The sequence below is a fragment of the Stenotrophomonas sp. STEN038 genome, from assembly GCF_056759895.1.
The window spans coordinates 86,395-103,609 of the sequence record NZ_JBRRDW010000010.1; the positions used below are offsets into that span (position 1 = coordinate 86,395).

Here is a 17,215-nt window from a genome sequence, read left to right on the forward strand (position 1 = left end):
TGGCGTGTCGGATGTTGCGCTTGTAGAGCCCCTGCCGAGCATGGCTCGGCACTACAGGTGCTGACGCTTTTGTGGGAGCGGCGTAAGCCGCGAAGCTGATGGCGTGTCGGATGTTGCGCTTGTAGAGCCCCTGCCGAGCATGGCTCGGCACTACGGGTGCTGACGCTTTTGTGGGAGCGGCGTAAGCCGCGAAGCCGGTGCAGCTTCCGGCAACTGCAATGTCTCGCATCATGCATTGCCAGCTTCGCGGCTTACACCGCTCCTGCAACAACCGTCGGCGTCGGCACTGCTGACCACGGGAAGGGTTTGTAGCCCCGCACCTGCAACGGCACGCCGAAGGCATCGAAGGCCGCGACAATCCCGGCACAGCGCTTCCGGTCCAGCTGCTCACCCAGACACACCGGCAGATCGCGGCAAGCAGCCAAAGCCTCGCCAATCGATACAGCCAACACTCCCGCCACCTGCCGCGCTGCATCCTTCACATGCTGCGCAGGACATTGCGACAGCACCACATCGAAGCTGGCGTAGATACCGGGCCCGACACCAATCGCCAGCGCTGCTGCCTGCTCCGCATCGGAAGCCTCGCCCAGGGCTTCATCGATACCCGGCACCTGCAGGAACGCGTCGTACTCGGCGTAGTAGTCCAGCGCCGCCGCGTAGTCCTCCAGCGTCGATAGCGGACGCTGGCGCTTCTGCACATCGAGCACATCGGCAAAGGTGGCCGGTTCCAGAAAACTCGAAAGACCCAAGGCACGTGCGGCCGTCGGCAGCTCGTCATCATCAAACGCTTCCGCCTCGCTGGCCGGCAGCCAGAACGAAGCACGCAACGCACCGCCATCACTGGCGTGGACCCAGCCGTAGCGCGCCCACACCTCATCGTCGTCGTTGCAGCTGGCGAAGCTGTCCAAGGTCTGGCGGAGATCCAACAGTTCAATCATGCGTCGCTGGGCTGGCAATCTGCGGAGCTGCAGTCTAGCGGTGCAGGCCGCAGACGCAACGCAACCACCACACCGAATGCAGCGAACAGTGCAGCGCCATATTGCGCATGGACCAATCCCTGCAGCGCCTGCGCGCTGTCGGCCGGCGCGGCTGCACGCGCCGCATTGGCCAGCATCACCAGCACAGCCAGGCCCAACGCTCCACCGATCTGCTGCGCGGTCGCCGCCATGCCCGAGGCCACGCCTTGCTGCGCGGCAGGAACGCCCTGCCCGGCCACGATCCACATTGCCGTCCACGTCATGCCCTGGCCCAGGCTGAGCAGCACGATACCTGGCAGCAGTGGCCAGTAAGCCGCGCCGTGCGGCAAGGCGGCAGCAACGCCTGCGATACCCACTGCCCCCGCCGCCAATCCCCACGCCAGCACCTGCCGCGGCGAGCGCACCGCCAGCATGCGTTCGGCGATGCGGATGCCGACGGTGCATACCAGGGTCGGCGGCAGGAAGGCCATGCCTGCCTGCAACGGGCTCCAGCCGTAGCCATCCTGGTAGTACAGCGCAAGGAAGTAGTACTGCACGCCGAAGCTGCTCATGAACAACATGGTCAGCCACATCGCGGCGCGCAGCCCCGGCACCCGCAGCAAGGCGAAGTGCATCAGCGGATCGGCACTGCGCTTTTCAATCAGCACGAACGCTGCCAGCAACAACAACGACAGCAGCAGGCAGGCCAGCGTAATCGGCGCTGCCCAACCCCATTCCGGCCCCTGCACCAGGGTGGTGACCAGCAGGCTGCCGCCGACGGTCACGGTGAAACAGCCGGCGAGATCGAAGGAACGGCCGCGCGCACGCGGGCCGTCCAACGGCAACCAATAGCCACCCAACACTGCACATGCGCCGGCAATCGGCACGATCACCAGCAGCACCGATGCCCAGCCGAACTGCTGGGTGAGCACGCCACCAAGCAAGGTTCCCAGTGCGAGGCCACCGGCGCTGGCCATGCTCCAGATCGCCAGCGCGCGATTGCGCGGCGCGCCTTCGGCGTACAGCGTATTGATCAAGGCCAAGGTGGCCGGGAACAACAAAGCCGCACCAATACCCTGCACCGCCCGTGCCGCCACCAACAGCCAAGCGCTGCTGCTGAAGCCGCCAACCAGCGAAGCCAACGCGAACAAGGCCATGCCCAGCCGATAGAAACGCCGCTTGCCAAGCAGATCCGCCGCGCGGCCACCCAGCAACAGGCAGCCGCCGAAAGCGACGGTGTAAGCGCTGACCACCCATTGCAGCTGCTGCGCATTGATCTGAAGCGCGCGCCCCATGTCATGCAGGGCGACGAAGATGATGGTTGCGTCGAGCGCGATGATCAGTTGTGCCGTGGCCAGCAGCGCAAGCGCCAGCCGCGGTGTAGCGGAGGGTGGAGACGATGAAACCTGCATTGCGTGAATCCAGAAGCGCGGGGCGCACAGTCTTATTGATGACGTCGCGCAGATAAATCAGGATACACACATATGTGTAATGCGGATTTGCATCAATGGACGCCATGGACCTCAACGCCGTACGCATGCTGGTGCAGGTTGCCGATGCCCGCAGCTTCACCGTTGCCGCAGGCCAGCTTGGACTGAGCCAATCCGGCCTGTCACGGGCGATCAGCCGACTGGAGCAGTCATTGGGCGTGCGTCTGCTCCACCGCAACACCCGCAACGTCAGCCTGACGCCGGACGGGCGCCAGTTCGTCGAACACTGCCAGCCACTGCTGAATGGACTGGAAGACGCACAGCGTCAGCTGGGAGATCGCCCCTGTGTTCCCTCCGGCGTGTTGAAGCTGACCGCGCCCTCGATGTTCGGGCGCAAGGTTCTGGTGCCCTTGGCCGGAAAACTGATCGCCGCGCATCCGCAACTGCAGTTCGAACTGGTACTCAATGACCGCCTGGTCGACCTGGCCGAAGAAGGTTTTGACGCAGCCCTGCGCACCGGCCCGATCAGCGACGTACGGCTGGTGGCGCGCCCGTTACGGCCCTTGCGCTGGGTAACGGTTGCCGCGCCGGACTACCTTGCCCGCCATGGAGAGCCTGCAACGGTGGAAGCGCTGCAGGAACACACCTGTCTGGCGGTGCGCAATCTGCGCAGTGGACGCCTGGTCGACTGGCAGTTCCGGGCGCTGGATGGGCAGATGCACGACTTCACCCCGCCGACGCGGATGGTGTTCGACAGCGGCGACCCGCTGGTGGAAGCCGCGCTGGCAGGCGTCGGCATCGTCCAGGTGATGGACTTCGCCGTCGCCGACGCCCTGGACGATGGGCGTTTGCAGCGGGTACTGCAGGCCCATGAAGGGCGAACTCGTGCACTGTCGCTGGTCTATCCGCCATCGCGGCAGGTATCGCCCAAGTTGAAGGTTCTGGCAGAGGCCCTGTTGGCCGGCGAATGGTGAGACCCGATCGCGCCGATTCCAGCTCGCGTTGTCCACACGGGCTGTGTCCCGGCATATATACAAGCTGTGGATAAGAGCCTGCAGCCCTTGTGTACCAACGCCCCGCAGGCACTGGTGATTTTTTGGCCAAACAGCTTTGTAGTGCCGAGCCATGCTCGGCAGGGGCCTTACCAGCAACCCGACAAATCCAGGAACAGCATCAGCCGCGCAGCTCTGAAAGCACCAGCCAAAGCCCCCCTCCCCAACCCTCCCCTTCGCTGCGCGAAAGGGAGCAAAGCCGTAGTGCCGAGCCATGCTCGGCAAGGGTTTCCCAGCAAACCAACAACTGTGGGAGCGGCGTCAGCCGCGAAGCTGGGAACAATGATCCATCGGGCACTTCTGCCATCTGGACATCTACGAGCTTCGCGGCTAACGCCGGTCCCACAATCTCAAGGTTTCAGCGGTGAAGCCCCATGCCGAGCATGGCTCGGCACTACAGGGGCTTCGCTTATCAGCCGGCGAAGCTGTCGGTTGCGCGTACCAGTGCGTCAACGTTCTCGGCTTCAAATGCCGAATGGCCAGACGCCGGGCTGATCTGCAACTGCGCCTTCGGCCAGGCCTTGTGCAGTTCCCAGGCATTGGCCAACGGGCAGACCACGTCGTAACGGCCGTGCACGATCACGCCCGGGATGTGGGCAATCTTGTGCGCGTCGCGCAGCAGCTGGTCTTCCACCTCGAAGAAGCCACCATTGACGAAGTAATGGTTCTCGATGCGGGCGAAGGCCAGCGCGAACTGCGGGTCTTCGTGGCTGTTGACGAAGTCATCGTCCACATGCAGGAAGCTGGTGGCACCTTCCCACACGCTCCAGGCCTTGGCGGCGGCCAGGCGCGTGGCCTCGTCGTCGCTGGTCAGGCGCCGGTGGAAGGCCGAGATCAGGTCATGGCGTTCGACTGCCGGAATCGGCTTCAGGTAGTGCTCCCAGGCATCCGGGAACAGGCGGTTGGCGCCTTCCTGGTAGAACCATTCCAGCTCCCAGCGACGCAGCATGAAGATGCCGCGCAGCACCAGCTCGGTCACGCGCTGCGGGTGGGTTTCAGCATAGGCCAGGGCCAAGGTCGAGCCCCAGCTGCCGCCGAATACCTGCCAGCTGTCGACGCCGAGCTTCTCGCGCAGCTTTTCGATGTCGGCGACCAGATCCCAGGTGGTGTTGTCGACCAGGTCTGCATGCGGGGTGGAACGGCCCGAGCCACGCTGATCGAACAGGATGATGCGGTACTTGGCCGGGTCGTGGAACTGACGCATCTTGTCGCTGCAGCCGCCACCGGGGCCGCCGTGCAGCATCACCACCGGCTTGCCGTTGGGGTTGCCGCATTGTTCGAAATACAGCGTGTGGCGGTCGTCGACCTTGAGCGTGCCGGTGTCGTAGGGCTCGATGGCGGGGTAGAGCGTGCGCATGGCAGCCTCGCTGGGAACAGGACGATTAGTTTAACGCAGCGTTGTTGCGGTCTTGTCTGCGCCGCAGCGCTCCATCAGGGCGTTGCATACGTCGCCGGGGTGATGCCATCCAGCAGCCAGATGCCATCGAAGCGTTGCCGTGCTTCGGGCAGCGTCAATTCATCGGCGTAGTCCATGCCCCACAGCCAGCTGGCCGGATCCTCCTCGCCGGGCAAGCTGCCCGCATGCAGATCGACGAACACCGCTGTGACCGCGGTATCGGCAGTCAAGCGCGACTCCAGCTGCGACGGCCGTGCGTCCACCTTGCGAACCTGCTGATCGATGTAATCGAGGTAGCTTCCTTGCGCGCCTGCGTAGTGCAACACATAGGTCTGCTTCTGCAGCGCAGGCGGCAAAGCGCGGGTCACGTTGTCCACTACCGGAAATCCACGCGAATGACCGTCGCGGTAGCCGCCAAGTCTGTTCAGATGCGCGTAGTGCCCCCAGACGACTGCCTTGCGTCCCGGGTAGGCCTGCTCCAGCAACCATTGCAGGTTGGCGGCCATGACCGGATCGTGTTCGTCGAACGGCCGCAGCTGCCAAGCCACTTCGGCCATGCGTTGCAGACTGGCGTTGATGCGCCGCCAGAAGCCATCGCTGTTGAATACATCGTCGGCGTGCTCGGCGTCCGGCGCTGGCAGCAGTTGCAACAGCCATTGCGAATCATCGAGGAAGCGCCTGCGTGCGCCGGCGTCCGCCATTGCCAGCTTGCCATCGAGCAATTGCTGCACCTGTTGCAGATGCAGCTGCAGGCGTTGCCGTGCCATTTCATCCAGTGGCTGCCGCAGCAAGCGTTCGCGCAGCTGTGGCACCAGCTGGCGCCGCGAAAATGCGCCGCTCAAACGTCCATCAAATCCAGCCAGCTGCATCGCATCCGGCGTATCACGTTGTGCGTCCAGATAGTCGTACAGCGGCCACACCTCGGCGCTGTTGGCGTACATGTAGAAGATGTTGCCGGGTGCGTTGGCACGCAGTGGCAGCCGCGATTGCCATAGGCGGGCGACGTCGAACAAGCCGCTTTCCAGCACCAGCAGGTCAAAGCCCTTGCGCTCATGCAGGTAGCGCACAGTGCGCACCTTGCTTTCGTAGATATTGCCTTCGCCATGGGTGAGCTCATCGAGCATGACGATGCGCTTGTCGCCAATGGCCTCGCCAAGGGGCGCCAGATCGGCGAAGTCATCCTGCATCGGCGAGCCCTCGCGCAAGGGGTGGATGGGCGCGTGTTTGCTGGTAGCCGGCGTTGCGGCGCAGCCCAGTGATGTGGCCAGTAGTACGGCAGCGAAGGCGGTACGGATCATCGGCATCTCCGGCTTGGAAACGGCGATGCTACGGGAGATCCCCGGGTGTGTGATACGGACAGGAAATGGCTTCAATGACCAGCTTGAGCAGTACTTTTGGCTCTGCTTTGGCTTTGGTTCCGCTTCTCGGTGCTGTCATTCCTACGAAGGCGGGAATGACCAGCTTAAAAGCGGCAAGCGCAACAGCGACAACAACCTCAACCCGGCCAACGCCCCAGCGTCACCCGATCACGCTGCTCCAGATCCTGCACCGTCTGCGCTTCCACAAACCCAGCCTGCTCCAGCAGAGCGCGGATCGCCTCGCCCTGATCCCAACCGTGCTCCAGCAGCAACCAGCCACCGGGCACCAGATGCTCATGCGCACCGGCAACAATCTCGCGGATCGCATCCAGGCCATCCGGCCCCGAGGCCAAGGCCGGCGGCGGCTCGAAACGCAGATCACCCTGCACCAGATGCGGGTCACCTGCAGCGATATACGGCGGGTTGCTGACGATCATGTCGAAGCGATCCGCGCCCAGCGCCGTGTACCAGTGCCCTCGCCGGAACCACACGTTCTCCAGACCGTGCGCCTGTGCGTTCTTCACCGCCATCGCCAGGGTCGGGCCCAGCACATCGGTCGCCATCACAGTGGCCAAAGGCCGCTCGCTGGCGATCGACAAGGCGACTGCGCCACTGCCGGTGCCCATGTCGGCCACCCGCACCATGTCATCGGCCGGCAGCCGCGCCAGCGCCTGCTCGACCAGCAGCTCGGTTTCCGGACGCGGAATGAGGGTCGCCGTGTTGACCTGCAGGTCCAGCGTCCAGAAGCCGCGACGGCCGGTCAGATAGGCCAGCGGGTGACCCTCGGCACGACGCGCCAGCAGCACCTCGAAACGCTCCACCGCGTCGGCATCCACCTCGTCGGTGGCATGCGAGAACAACCAAGCCCGCTCCACGCCCAGCACGTGGATCAGCAACTGCTCGGCTTCATGGCGGGCATCTTCACCCGGCAGGCGTGCAGCGGCCTCCCGCAACAGCTCGGCAACCTTCAACGTGGACACTGCAGTACCTCTTCGCGGGTTCGTTCAGGAGGGCGAGGATAGTCAGCGCACCCGTCCCTGCCTACCGCCATGATCCTTGCCTTGGGATTAATCCTGTCTATGCCGCGCCATTCAGCTTGGCCCTGGATGGCTTGGAAAGCCCGCAAAGCACCCGATATCAGGCCTTGAGGCAGCTTCAGCGCATCAATTGATAGGCCTTATCTATTGATACGATGCATCCAATTCATTTGTTTTATTAGTTTCTGCCTATTAGTCTTTGCTCCAACGATTCACCCCGCCCTACACCCAAGAGGAAACTTCATGTCCCTTATCAACACCCAGGTCCAGCCGTTCAAGGTCAATGCTTTCCACAACGGCAAGTTCATTGAAGTCACCGATGCGTCGCTGAAGGGCAAGTGGTCGGTCCTGATCTTCATGCCGGCAGCCTTCACCTTCAACTGCCCGACCGAGATTGAAGACGCCGCTGACAACTATGCCGAGTTCCAGAAGGCCGGTGCCGAGGTCTACATCGTGACCACCGATACCCACTTCTCGCACAAGGTGTGGCACGAAACCTCGCCGGCCGTGGGCAAGGCCAAGTTCCCGCTGGTCGGCGACCCGACCCATCAGCTGACCAACGCCTTCGGCGTGCACATTGCGGAAGAAGGCCTAGCCCTGCGTGGCACCTTCGTGATCAACCCGGAAGGCGTGATCAAGACCTCGGAAATCCACTCCAACGAGATCGCCCGTGACGTGTCCGAGACCCTGCGCAAGCTGAAGGCTGCCCAGTTCACCGCCGCACACCCGAACGAAGTGTGCCCGGCCAAGTGGAAGGAAGGCGAAAAGACCCTGACCCCGTCGCTGGACCTGGTCGGCAAGATCTAACAAGTCTTGCCCGCTCCCACCCCGCCCTCGCGGCGGGCGTGGGGGTGAACCGCAGCGTGTTGATGCCAGCCAGCACCACGCCCGCACGCCACGCAGCCCGCTGCGGTTCACCCCTACTTTTTACTGGCGCCCCGCTTGACGCAGAGGCGTCACTCCCCCGCTTTGCCTCAACGAAGGAGTTGACCGTGCTCGACGACAGCCTCAAGACCCAGCTGCAGCAGTACATGGGCCTGCTGCGCCAGCCACTGCGCCTGATCGCCTCGCTCGACGACAGCAGCGCAAGCCAGGACATGCGCGGCCTGCTTGACGATATCGTCGCGGCCGGCGGCGGCAAGATCTCGCTGGACAGCTCCGGCGACGATGCGCGCAAGCCTTCCTTCATGATCGCCCGCGAAGGCCAGAACCACGGTGTGCGTTTCGCCGGCCTGCCGCTGGGCCACGAATTCGAATCGCTGGTGCTGGCCCTGCTGTGGACCGGCGGCCATCCGCCGAAGGTCGCGCAGGAAGTCATCGACAGCATCATCGCGATCGACGGCGAGTACAGCTTCGACGTCTATATGTCGCTGACCTGCCACAACTGCCCGGACGTGGTGCAGGCGCTGGCGCTGATGGCGATCCTGAACCCGAAGATCAGCACCACGGTGATCGAGGGCGGTACGTTCCAGCAGGAAGTGGAACAGCGCCAGGTGATGGCAGTGCCGATGGTGTTCCAGGGTGGCGAGATGTTCGACTCCGGCCGCATGAGCCTGGAGCAGATCGTCGCCAAGCTCGACACCGGCGCCGTTGCCCGCGAGGCCGAGAAGATCAAGGCCAAGGATGCATTCGACGTGCTGGTGGTGGGCGGTGGCCCGGCCGGTGCGGCGGCGGCGATCTATGCCGCACGCAAGGGCATCCGCACCGGCGTTGCTGCCGAGCGTTTCGGCGGCCAGGTGCTGGACACCATGGCGATCGAGAACTTCATCTCGGTGCAGCACACCGAAGGCCCGAAGCTGGCTGCCGCGCTGGAATCCCACGTACGCGAGTACGAGGTGGACATCATGAACCTGCAGCGCGCGGCCAAGCTGGTGCCGGCCGGTGCCGATGGCTTGGTCGAAGTGCAGCTGGAGAATGGTGCTTCACTGAAGTCCAAGACGGTGATCCTGTCCACCGGTGCCCGCTGGCGGCAGATGAACGTGCCGGGCGAAGACGAGTACCGCAACAAGGGCGTGGCCTACTGCCCGCACTGTGACGGCCCGCTGTTCAAGGGCAAGCGCGTGGCAGTGATCGGCGGCGGCAACTCCGGCGTGGAAGCGGCCATCGACCTGGCCGGCATCGTGAGCCATGTCACCGTGTTCGAGTTCGACAGCAAGCTGCGTGCCGACCAGGTATTGCAGGCCAAACTCAACAGCCTGCCCAACGTGAAGGTGGTGCTCAACGCACAGACCACCGAAGTGCTGGGCGACGGCCAGAAGGTCAACGGCCTGGTCTATACCGACCGCGTCGGTGGCGATTCGCACCGGGTCGAGCTGGAAGGCATCTTCGTGCAGATCGGCCTGCTGCCGAACACCGAGTGGCTGCGTGGCACGGTGGAGCTCAGCGGTCGCGGCGAGATCATCATCGATGATCGCGGCCAGACCAATGTGCCGGGCGTGTTTGCGGCCGGTGACTGCACCACGGTGCCGTACAAGCAGATCATCATCGCGATGGGCGCCGGTTCGACCGCCGCACTCAGCGCCTTCGATCATCTGATCCGTACGCCGGTGCTGCAGCCTGCAGCGGTAGAGGCAGCAACCGCCTGAAGCCCTCAAAGCCCCGCGTTGCGGGGCTTTGATTTGACCGCGCCGGCAGCTGCCGGCGCCTGCCTGAGCGGAGCCCGACATGAACCTTCGTGACCTGAAATACCTGGTGGCGCTGGCCGAGCACAAGCACTTCGGCCGCGCGGCGGCGGCAAGTTTCGTCAGCCAGCCCACCCTGTCCACCCAGATCAAGAAGCTGGAAGAAGAGCTGGGCGTGCCACTGGTGGAGCGCGCGCCACGCAAGGTGATGCTGACCCCGGCCGGCCGCGAGGCCGCCGCGCGTGCCCGCAGCATCGTGGCCGAAGTAGAGCAGATGAAGGAAGCCGCCCGTCGCGCCCGTGACCCGGAAGCCGGCACCGTGCGTTTGGGAATCTTCCCGACCCTCGGCCCCTACCTGCTGCCGCATGTGGTGCCAGCGATTCGCCAGCGCTTCCCGCAGCTGGAGATGTTGTTGGTCGAAGAGAAAAGCGATGTGTTGCTGGCACAGCTGCGCAATGGCCAGCTCGATGCAGCGCTGCTGGCCCTGCCAGTCGCCGACGAGCAGCTGCACACCGAGTTCCTGTTCGAGGAACCGTTCGTGCTGGCTGCGCCGGAAGGCCATCCACTGACCAGCCACCCCTCGCTGACGTTGGATGACCTGTCCGACCAACGCCTGCTGCTGTTGCAGGACGGTCACTGCCTGCGCGATCAGGCATTGGATGTCTGCCATATGGCGGGTGCGCTGGAGAAATCCGAGTTCCAGGCCACCAGTCTGGAGACCCTGCGGCAGATGGTCGCGGCGAACGTGGGCGTCACCCTGCTGCCGATGCTGGCAGTGAAGCCGCCAGTAGCGCGCCCGGAGAACGTGCGGTTGATCCCGTTTGCTGGCAATCCGCAACCGAACCGCAGGATCGGCATGCTCTGGCGCCGCAGCTCGGCGATGGGCGCGTTTCTGGAGCAGTTCTCGCAGTTGTTCAAACAGCTGCCGGCTGGGTTGTTGGAGGCGCCGGGGCAATCACTGCTGCCCCAAGCGCAAGCTTAAAAGCTACCCCTCCCCAACTCTCCCCTGCGCTCCGCGCAAGGGAGGGAGCCAAGCCTTGCTCCCTCCCTTGCGCCGCAGGCGGAGGGGAGGGTTGGGGAGCGGTGCACTTCGCAGCACCCCCAAAACCTGAACATCCCCCTCCCCCACATTGCATCCGGGCCGCACCGGCCCCATGATCTTCACAGGGCCGCCGATGGCCCGCTTCACCAGCACAATCGAAATCCGGGCGGCGCCGACAAAGCGTCGCCTTTTGCTTGCTCTTCAATCAGATAAGGAATTCCCATGACCAGCCACAGCGGTCTGCCACCATCCATCGTTGTTTCCACCCGTGACATGGCCCGTCTTGAGGCCCTGCTGGACTCCCCGGCCCTGAGCCGGCACCCGGCCGCTGTTGCCCTTGCGCAGGAACTTGAACGCGCGCAGGTGCTGCCGCCGGAAGAAATCCCCGAAGGCATCGTCACCATGCACTCCCGTGTGGACTGCGAAGACGAACTGCACAACGAAAAACATTCCCTGACCCTGGTCTATCCGCACGAAGCGGACTTCGACAAGGGCCGCGTGTCCGTGCTGGCACCGGTCGGCAGCGCCCTGCTGGGCTTGTCGGTTGGCCAGACCATCGACTGGACCGCACCGGGCGGCCGCAAGCTGCGCCTGCGCGTCACCGCTGTTCACTACCAGCCCGAAGCGGCTGGCGATTTCCACCGCTGAGCGCACTGCGCCGCACCTGCAACAGGAAACCATGATGTCCCAGGCCCCCTCCAAGCTCGCCCAGTTGCGCGAACTGTCCGTCGTCGTCGCCGATACCGGCGATTACGACGCCATCAAGCGCCTGCGCCCGGTCGACTGCACCACCAACCCGACGCTGGTGAAGAAAGCCCTCGACCTGCCGGTCTACGCCGGCCTGATCGAGCGCGAGCTGCAGTGGGGCCGCGCCCAAAGCGGTGACAAGCAGGCCATCGCCAATGCCGTGGTCGATCGCCTGACCGTCGGCGTCGGTACCATGCTGGCCGAGCTGGTGCCGGGTCGTGTGTCCACCGAGGTGGATGCCGACCAGGCGCACAACACCGAGGCGACGATTGCCAAGGCGCGCGAGTTCATCGCCATGTACGAAGCGGCCGGCGTGCCGCGCAGCAAGGTGCTGATCAAGATCGCCGCGACCTGGGCCGGCGTCGAAGCCGCACGCGTGCTGCAGGCCGAGGGCATCGACTGCAACCTGACCCTGATCTTCAACCCGACCCAGGCCCTGGCCTGCTCGGAAGCCGGCTCCTTCCTGATCTCGCCGTTCGTCGGCCGCATCCTGGACTGGTACGTGGCCAACGGCCAGACCCCGGCCAACATCGACGAAGACCCGGGCGTGGTGTTTGTGCGCGGCGTGTTCGCCGAGTTCAAGCGCCGCGGCTCCAACACCGTTGTCATGGGTGCCTCGTTCCGTTCGACAGCGCAGATTGAAGCGCTGGCTGGCTGTGATCGTTTGACGATCTCGCCGGACCTGCTGGAGAAGCTGGATGCGGATTTCGGTGAGCTGCCGCGCAAGCTGGCGGCCGGTGCTGCTGAAGCAATGAACGTCGCTGCGATAGATGAAGCAAAGTTTGATGCGGATATGGCGGCCGATCCGATGGCGACCGAGAAGTTGGCTACTGGTATTGAGGCGTTTGCGAAGGATCTGCAGACCTTGCGTCAGCGGATTGCGGATGAGCTGGGGAACTGACAGTTCAAGCAAAACCTGACTACTCCCTTCTCCCGCGAGCGGGAGAAGGTGCCCCGAAGGGGCGGATGAGGGGAGCTTCTAAAGCTTTAAAAGCTTTTACTCTACGTGCTTTAAGAGCGCCCTCACCCCAACCCCTCTCCCGCATGCGGGAGAGGGGCTTAATCAAAATCAAAAAACTCCGAGCTCCAGCCCTGCTGCGAGCAGCGCGCCCAGCTCTCGGCCTCGCGCCAACTGCAGCTCAGGCAATTTCTTCTCAGCAACAATCGCCTCCGCCGTCTGTGCCTGCGTACACACCAGCGCCGGCTCGGCCACTTCTTTCAAACGCAGCCCCAAAGCAACCCTGCGCAACTGTGCAATCGTCGGCTGGCCATCCGAGCCTGCACATACCAGCAGCGCATACGGCTTGCCCTCGCAGCGCCCCAACAGCGGGTAGTAGCTGCGATCAAAGAAATCCTTCATCGCCCCGCTCATCGAGGCCAATGTCTCCGGCGTGGCGAAGACCACCGCATCGGCAGCAAGCACATCGTCCGCACCGGCATCTGCAGCGCGCAAGGCAATCACCTGCACCGCACCGCCGGTACTCGCGCGTGCACCCTCCACCAATGCTTCCACCATCGCCGCAGTAGCGCCGGTGAAGCTGTGCCACACCACCAATAAACGACGCGGTGTGGCACTCACAGCTCAGACATCCAGACCAATCGGGCAGCTCACGCCGGTTCCGCCGATGCCGCAATAACCGTTCGGATTTTTCGCCAGATACTGCTGGTGGTAATCCTCGGCGTAGTAGAACGGCGGTGCCGGGAACAGGATCTCGGTGGTGATCTCGCCGAAACCAGAAGCAGTCAGCTGTTGCTGGTAAGCAGCACGGCTGGCAAGCGCCGCGTCGTACTGCTCCTGCGTATGGCAATAGATCGCCGAGCGGTACTGGGTGCCGGTGTCGTTGCCCTGGCGCATGCCCTGGGTGGGATTGTGGTTCTCCCAGAAGGTGCGCAGCACGGTTTCCAGCGTTACCTGGGCCGGGTCAAACACCACCCGCACCACTTCGGTGTGGCCGGTTAGCCCGGAACAGGCTTCCTCATAGGTCGGGTTCGGGGTGGCGCCGCCCTGATAGCCCACCGCCGTGGTCACCACGCCCGACAGCTGCCAGAACTTGCGCTCGGCGCCCCAGAAACAGCCCAGGCCCACGTCCAGTACCTGCAGCCCATCAAAATCGGCCTGCAAGGGCTGGCCGTTGACGAAATGCTGGTTGTGCAGCGGCAGCGGTGTGTCCCGCCCCGGCAACGCTTCCTCCGGGCGCGGCAGGCGCTGCTTGAACGCGCCGATACCCAGTATTCCCTGGCCGATTCCCAACATGTCAGCTCCTCAGGCCGGGAGGAATCCCGGCGCTTCATCGTCATCCGAGATGGGGTCGGCGGGGCCGTCGTCCAAGCCCAATGCAGTGACGATGTCCTCGGCTTCGGGCTTGGCCGAATCGGGTACGCAGACCCGCAGCAGGCCAAACAGGGGCAGTTCACCACCCGCCCCCAGCAAAGACTCGCCGAACACGAAGGCCGGGATGCCGGCATCCTCCAGCGCATGCTTGACCAGATGCGCGTCGAACAGATTATTGCTCTGGTAGATCAGCTGCATTTGATTCTCCGTTCAAACCGGCTGGCGCAGGTCATCAGTGGCCGCGACGTGCTCGCTTTCCGCCGCACCGGCCTGGCGCCACTCGCACAGTGCCGGCAGCGCCAACAGCGCCTGCAGGTACTCACCGGCAACGCCTTCCGCGGCCACGCCATAGCCGTCGAAGCGTACCGCCACCGGCGCGAACATCGCATCGACAATGCCGAACTGGCCAAACAGGAACGCCCCGCCCGCGCCGTACTGGCGGCGCAGCTCGCTCCACAGCGCGCGGATGCGGTTGATGTCGGCTTGGGCGGCGGCATCCCAGCGGTAGCCGTCCGGCTGGCGGCGGCTGTTCATCGGCAGCTGGCTGCGCAACCCGGTGAAACCTGAATGCATTTCCGCCGCGGCAGCCCGCGCCACGGCGCGTTGGGCCAGATCGGCCGGCCAGCCGCGTCCGCCCAGCCAGCGCTCGTTGGCGTACTCGCAGATGGCCAGAGAATCCCAGACCTGCAGCGCGCCATCACGCAGCGCCGGCACCTTGCCGGTCGGCGAGTGTTGCAGCACTTCGCTGGCAAAACCCGGCGTATCCAGGGCCAGCCGCACCTCGTCGAACTCCACCCCGAAATGGCGCAGCAGCAGCCATGGGCGCAGCGACCAGGAAGAGTAGTTCTTGTTGCCTATCACCAGAACGGGGCGGTCCATCAGGGCAAATCCAAGTGGCGTGAGACCCCAGCATAGCTCCGCCCCGGCAGCCAACGCCCGGCTCGGCTAAACTTGCGGTTTACTTCAATACACTGCGTCCCCCATGTCCGAGAACACGCCTGCTGTCGCTGCCACGCCGGAAAACGCCCCCGAAAAGCGCGATTTCATCCGTCAGATCGTCCGTGAGGACCTGTCCAGCGGCAAGCACACGGCCATCAAGACCCGCTTCCCGCCCGAGCCCAATGGCTACCTGCACATCGGCCATGCCAAGTCGATCTGCCTGAACTTCGGCATCGCCGGCGAGTTCGGCGGCGTCTGCAACCTGCGCTTCGATGACACCAACCCGGCCAAGGAAGACCCGGAATACGTGCAGGCCATCCAGGACGACGTGCGCTGGCTGGGCTTCGAGTGGAACGAGCTGCGCCACGCCTCGGACTACTTCGATGCCTATTACCTGGCCGCACAGAAGCTGATCCGCGACGGCAAGGCCTATGTCTGCGACCTGTCGGCCGAGGAAGTACGCGCCTACCGCGGCTCGCTGACCGAGCCGGGCCGTCCCTCGCCGTACCGTGAGCGCAGCGTCGAGGAGAACCTGGACCTGTTCGCGCGCATGCGCGCCGGTGAGTTCGCCGATGGTGCCCGCACCGTGCGCGCCAAGATCGACATGGCCAGCGGCAACATCAACCTGCGCGACCCGGCGATCTACCGCATCAAGCACGTCGAGCACCAGAACACCGGCAATGCCTGGCCGATCTACCCGATGTACGACTTCGCGCATGCGCTGGGCGACTCGCTGGAAGGCATCACCCACTCGCTGTGCACGCTGGAATTCGAAGACCACCGACCGCTGTACGACTGGTGCGTGGACAACGTCGACTACGCCCACGACAACGCGCTGACCCAGCCGCTGGTCGACAAGGGCCTGCCGCGTGAAGCCGCCAAGCCGCGCCAGATCGAATTCTCGCGCCTGAACATCAACTACACGGTGATGAGCAAGCGCAAGCTGATGGCGCTGGTCACCGAAAACCTGGTCGATGGCTGGGAAGACCCGCGCATGCCGACCCTGCAGGGTCTGCGTCGTCGTGGTTACACCCCGGCGGCGATGCGCCTGTTCGCCGAGCGCGTTGGGATTTCCAAGCAGAACTCGCTGATCGATTTCAGCGTGCTCGAAGGCGCCCTGCGCGAAGACCTGGACAGCGCGGCCGCACGCCGCATGGCGGTGATCGATCCGCTCAAGCTGGTGCTGACCAATCTGCCGGAAGGCCACGAAGAAGCCCTCACCTTCAGCAACCACCCGAAGGACGAAAGCTTCGGCAGCCGCGACGTGCCGTTCTCGCGCGAGCTGTGGATCGAGCGCGAAGACTTCGCCGAAGTGCCGCCGAAGGGCTGGAAGCGTCTGGTCCCGGGCGGTGAAGTGCGCCTGCGCGGCGCCGGCATCGCCCGCGTCGATGAAGTGATCAAGAACGATGCCGGCGAGATCGTCGAGCTGCGCGGCTGGCTGGACCCGGAATCGCGTCCGGGCATGGAAGGCGCCAACCGCAAGATCAAGGGCACCATCCACTGGGTCAGCGCCCAGCACGCGGTGGAAGCCGAAGTGCGCCTGTACGACCGCCTGTTCTCGGTGGCCAACCCGGACGATGAATCCGACGGCAAGACCTACCGCGACTACCTGAACCCGGAGTCGCGCAAGGTCGTCACCGGCTACGTCGAACCGGCCGCTGCACTGGCCACGCCGGAGCTCAGCTACCAGTTCGAGCGCACCGGCTACTTCGTCGCCGACCGCCGCGACCACACCCCGGCCAAGCCGGTGTTCAACCGCAGCGTGACCCTGCGCGATACCTGGTCGGCCTGATCAGGATGGGCGGGGTTACCGGCTGACAGCCCGGTAACCCCCTGCTCACACGGGTCGCGGCTACCATGGCCGCGTGCCCAGAACAGGATTCGCCCATGTTCCGTCTGTCACTGCTACTCTGCCTGCTGCTCACCCTCACCGCCTGCAGCTCACCGGCTGCCACTGCGCCGGTCACCTCGCAAGCGCCCACGCCAGTCCCGGCCAGCGAACCATCAACACCTGCCAAACCTGCTGCCACGCCCGTCGTGGTCGACAGCAGCTGCAAGGTCGATGCCGATTGCACGGTGAAGAACGTCGGCAACTGCTGCGGTCAGTATCCCGCCTGCGTCAACGTCAACAGCCCCACCGACCCAGCCGGCGTACAAGCCAGCTGCCAGGCCAAGGGCATGATGAGTGTCTGTGGTTTCACCGAGATCCAGGGCTGTAGTTGCGTCAAAGGCCAGTGCGCCTCGACGGACAGCAGCAATCCGCTGCGCCAGCCAATGACAGAGAATCCCGCACCAGCACGCTGAG

General features: G+C 64.3%; 16 protein-coding genes and 1 pseudogene. 8 read left to right on the forward strand and 9 right to left on the reverse strand.

Annotated elements, in window-relative coordinates:
- Nucleotides 1-251 precede the first annotated feature (251 nt).
- Together ACVOLS_RS06295 and ACVOLS_RS06300 are read right to left on the reverse strand one after the other, a co-directional pair.
- Nucleotides 252-938 (reverse strand): DUF7716 domain-containing protein, encoded by a 687-nt coding sequence (locus ACVOLS_RS06295; RefSeq protein WP_481544902.1) that lies wholly within the window; start codon nt 936-938, stop codon nt 252-254.
- Nucleotides 935-2,368 carry an MFS transporter gene (locus tag ACVOLS_RS06300; RefSeq protein ID WP_481544903.1) on the reverse strand — a complete coding sequence of 478 codons (1,434 nt, stop codon included), beginning with the start codon at nt 2,366-2,368 and terminating at the stop codon, nt 935-937. The genes ACVOLS_RS06295 and ACVOLS_RS06300 overlap by 4 nt, the downstream gene beginning before the upstream one ends.
- 104 nt (nt 2,369-2,472) lie before the next feature.
- Between ACVOLS_RS06300 and ACVOLS_RS06305 the strand changes: the two genes are divergently transcribed.
- On the forward strand, nt 2,473-3,360 hold the full coding sequence (locus tag ACVOLS_RS06305; protein WP_481544924.1) for a LysR family transcriptional regulator: 888 nt from the start codon (nt 2,473-2,475) through the stop codon (nt 3,358-3,360).
- A gap of 490 nt (nt 3,361-3,850) precedes the next feature.
- Here ACVOLS_RS06305 and pip read toward each other — a convergent pair whose 3' ends face one another.
- The 3 genes from pip to prmC form a co-directional block, all read right to left on the reverse strand.
- Nucleotides 3,851-4,795 (reverse strand): prolyl aminopeptidase, encoded by a 945-nt coding sequence (pip, locus tag ACVOLS_RS06310; protein ID WP_481537287.1) that lies wholly within the window; start codon nt 4,793-4,795, stop codon nt 3,851-3,853.
- Nucleotides 4,796-4,869: 74 nt separating this feature from the next.
- Nucleotides 4,870-6,132, reverse strand: a complete 1,263-nt coding sequence (locus ACVOLS_RS06315) for an erythromycin esterase family protein (protein WP_481544904.1) — start codon at nt 6,130-6,132, stop codon at nt 4,870-4,872.
- Nucleotides 6,133-6,329: 197 nt separating this feature from the next.
- A complete protein-coding gene (prmC, locus tag ACVOLS_RS06320) occupies nt 6,330-7,172 on the reverse strand; it encodes a peptide chain release factor N(5)-glutamine methyltransferase (RefSeq protein ID WP_481544905.1) in 843 nt (280 codons plus the stop codon).
- Nucleotides 7,173-7,472: 300 nt separating this feature from the next.
- Between prmC and ahpC the strand changes: the two genes are divergently transcribed.
- From ahpC to ACVOLS_RS06345, 5 genes are all read left to right on the forward strand, one after another.
- Nucleotides 7,473-8,036: an alkyl hydroperoxide reductase subunit C gene (gene ahpC, locus ACVOLS_RS06325; protein WP_057633045.1), complete on the forward strand. Its 564-nt coding sequence runs from the start codon at nt 7,473-7,475 to the stop codon at nt 8,034-8,036.
- A gap of 185 nt (nt 8,037-8,221) precedes the next feature.
- Nucleotides 8,222-9,814, forward strand: a complete 1,593-nt coding sequence (ahpF, locus tag ACVOLS_RS06330) for an alkyl hydroperoxide reductase subunit F (protein ID WP_481544906.1) — start codon at nt 8,222-8,224, stop codon at nt 9,812-9,814.
- Nucleotides 9,815-9,893: 79 nt separating this feature from the next.
- Entirely contained in the window at nt 9,894-10,832 is a 939-nt protein-coding gene (locus tag ACVOLS_RS06335; protein WP_481544907.1) for a LysR substrate-binding domain-containing protein, read from the forward strand.
- A 282-nt stretch (nt 10,833-11,114) separates the two neighbouring features.
- Nucleotides 11,115-11,540, forward strand: coding sequence for a nucleoside diphosphate kinase regulator (rnk, locus tag ACVOLS_RS06340; protein WP_282272444.1), 426 nt, complete (start codon nt 11,115-11,117; stop codon nt 11,538-11,540).
- 31 nt (nt 11,541-11,571) lie between these two features.
- Nucleotides 11,572-12,540, forward strand: a complete 969-nt coding sequence (locus tag ACVOLS_RS06345; RefSeq protein ID WP_481544908.1) for a transaldolase — start codon at nt 11,572-11,574, stop codon at nt 12,538-12,540.
- Nucleotides 12,541-12,708: 168 nt separating this feature from the next.
- Here the strand turns inward: ACVOLS_RS06345 and ACVOLS_RS06350 are convergent, their stop codons facing one another.
- The 4 genes and pseudogenes from ACVOLS_RS06350 to ACVOLS_RS06365 form a co-directional block, all read right to left on the reverse strand.
- Nucleotides 12,709-13,218 carry a flavodoxin family protein gene (locus ACVOLS_RS06350; protein ID WP_481544909.1) on the reverse strand — a complete coding sequence of 170 codons (510 nt, stop codon included), beginning with the start codon at nt 13,216-13,218 and terminating at the stop codon, nt 12,709-12,711.
- 3 nt (nt 13,219-13,221) lie between these two features.
- Nucleotides 13,222-13,872, reverse strand: a complete 651-nt coding sequence (gene msrA / locus ACVOLS_RS06355) for a peptide-methionine (S)-S-oxide reductase MsrA (protein WP_481544925.1) — start codon at nt 13,870-13,872, stop codon at nt 13,222-13,224.
- Nucleotides 13,873-13,902: 30 nt separating this feature from the next.
- On the reverse strand, nt 13,903-14,169 hold the full coding sequence (locus ACVOLS_RS06360) for a putative signal transducing protein (RefSeq protein ID WP_481544910.1): 267 nt from the start codon (nt 14,167-14,169) through the stop codon (nt 13,903-13,905).
- Nucleotides 14,170-14,203: 34 nt separating this feature from the next.
- Nucleotides 14,204-14,850, reverse strand: a pseudogene (locus ACVOLS_RS06365) (glutathione S-transferase family protein).
- 103 nt (nt 14,851-14,953) lie between these two features.
- Here ACVOLS_RS06365 and ACVOLS_RS06370 point away from each other — a divergent pair.
- Nucleotides 14,954-16,702: a glutamine--tRNA ligase/YqeY domain fusion protein gene (locus ACVOLS_RS06370; RefSeq protein WP_481544911.1), complete on the forward strand. Its 1,749-nt coding sequence runs from the start codon at nt 14,954-14,956 to the stop codon at nt 16,700-16,702.
- Nucleotides 16,703-16,797: 95 nt separating this feature from the next.
- Entirely contained in the window at nt 16,798-17,214 is a 417-nt protein-coding gene (locus tag ACVOLS_RS06375) for a hypothetical protein (RefSeq protein WP_481544912.1), read from the forward strand.
- The last annotated feature ends 1 nt before the right edge of the window (nt 17,215 follow it).